At 70.7% G+C, this 1638-nt stretch carries 2 protein-coding genes; one reads left to right on the plus strand and one right to left on the minus strand.

Translation table 11 applies throughout. The features are described 5' to 3' along the window. Nucleotides 1-78: 78 nt before the first annotated feature. Nucleotides 79-435 carry a nuclear transport factor 2 family protein gene (locus BIU91_RS14715; RefSeq protein ID WP_071406086.1) on the minus strand — a complete coding sequence of 119 codons (357 nt, stop codon included), beginning with the start codon at nucleotides 433-435 and terminating at the stop codon, nucleotides 79-81. 158 nt (nucleotides 436-593) lie between these two features. Here BIU91_RS14715 and BIU91_RS14720 point away from each other — a divergent pair. Next, on the plus strand, nucleotides 594-1638 hold a 1045-nt coding region (locus tag BIU91_RS14720; RefSeq protein WP_071406087.1), incomplete at its 3' end, for a low temperature requirement protein A.

The raw sequence follows: 1638 nt of genomic DNA on the forward strand, positions 1-1638 counted from the left end.
CGGGCCTCCTGTCCGTCAGCCGCTCGCGGTGACCGCATCGCTCGCCCGACGATCGCCACCACCTGCGGGTGGTGGCGATCAGTCGGTCAGCAGCGTGTAGACCTTCGCGATGACGTCGCCCTCGATGAAGCAGATGTCCATGCCGGACACGACGGGCGGTGCTCCCTCGGGGCCGAAGTGCCAGGCGAGGTACCCCATCCCGTGGTTCTCGTAGACCGGGCCGGCGGGCGAGAACACGAACCCGGGAGCCTCGTCGAGCAGGCGCTGCGCCTTGGCGTGCAGGGCGTCGTGGCCGGTGACGACCTCGTCAGGGTCCAGGAACACGACCTCCGGGGCGTACGTCCGCTCGATCGCGGCGCGGCGACGCTCGGGGTCCCGTTCCCCGAACACCTCGAACAGGTTGGCGTGCATGAGCGATTCGAGCGGTTGCGACATCGTGTCTCCGTCGGTAGTCGGCTGTTCGGTCAAGTGTGCGGGAAACACCGGTTCGCTGCGACGGTTCGTCGGCGGGACCCGGCCGGACCCGACGGGTTTCGACCGACCCGCGACACGCGCGTTGGCACGTCGTCGGGCCGGGCCCTACCGTTGGCCCCATGCCGACCATCGGACTGCGCCGGATGGTGCCGCGCGACCCCGACCAGCGACACCGGGCCGCGAGCCCGCTGGAGCTCCTGTTCGACCTGGTGTTCGTCGTCGCGGTGGGCTTCGCCGCGACGAACCTGCACGAGATCGAGCTCGAGGGACACGTCGCCTCCGCCGTCCTGGCCTACGGGCTGGTGTTCTTCTCGATCTGGTGGGCGTGGATGAACTTCACCTGGTTCGCCACGTCGTTCGACACCGACGACTGGCTCTACCGGGTGATGACCTTCGTGCAGATGGCCGGGGTGCTCGTCCTCGCCGCCGGGGTGCATGCGGCCATGGTCGAGAACGACTTCACGATCGGCGTCATCGGCTACGTCGTCATGCGGCTGGCCCTGGTCGGGCAGTGGATCCGCGCCGCCGCGTCCTCCACCCGGTACCGGCGGACAGCGATCCTGCACGCCGTCGGCGTCACCGTCGTGCAGCTGCTCTGGGTGGTCTCACTCGCCCTGCCCGACGACGTCTGGGGGTACGCCGCACCGTTCCTCGTGCTCGCCGAGCTGTCCGTGCCGATCTGGGCGCAGACCTCGACGGGGACGGCCCCGTGGCACACCCGGCACCTGGCCGAGCGGTTCTCCCTGTTCACCCTCATCGTCCTGGGCGAGGGGCTGGTGGCCTCGGCCGGCGCGGTGATCGACGCCCTCGCGCACACCGAGCACCTCGGAGCCCTGCTGGCGCTCGCGGGCTGCGGGCTGGTGATCACCGTGGGCATGTGGTGGATCTACTTCTCCCGCGAGCAGCACGCGCACATCCGCTCGCTGCCCACCGCGCTCGTGTTCGGCTACGGCCACTACTTCGTCTTCGCCGCCGCCGGTGCCCTGCCCGCCGGCATCGAGGTCGCCGTCAGCGCCGACGCCGGACACGTCGCGCTGTCGTCCGCCTCGGTCGCCGCGACCGTCGCGGTGCCGGTCGCGGTGTTCGTGCTGTCGATCTGGGCGCTCGCGATCCGGCCGTCGCTGTCGGCACGGGCCAACGCCGTCGTGGTGGCCCTGGTGCTCG

Origin of the sequence: Curtobacterium sp. MMLR14_002 (genome assembly GCF_001864975.1) — a bacterium.
Lineage (GTDB): Bacteria > Actinomycetota > Actinomycetes > Actinomycetales > Microbacteriaceae > Curtobacterium > Curtobacterium flaccumfaciens.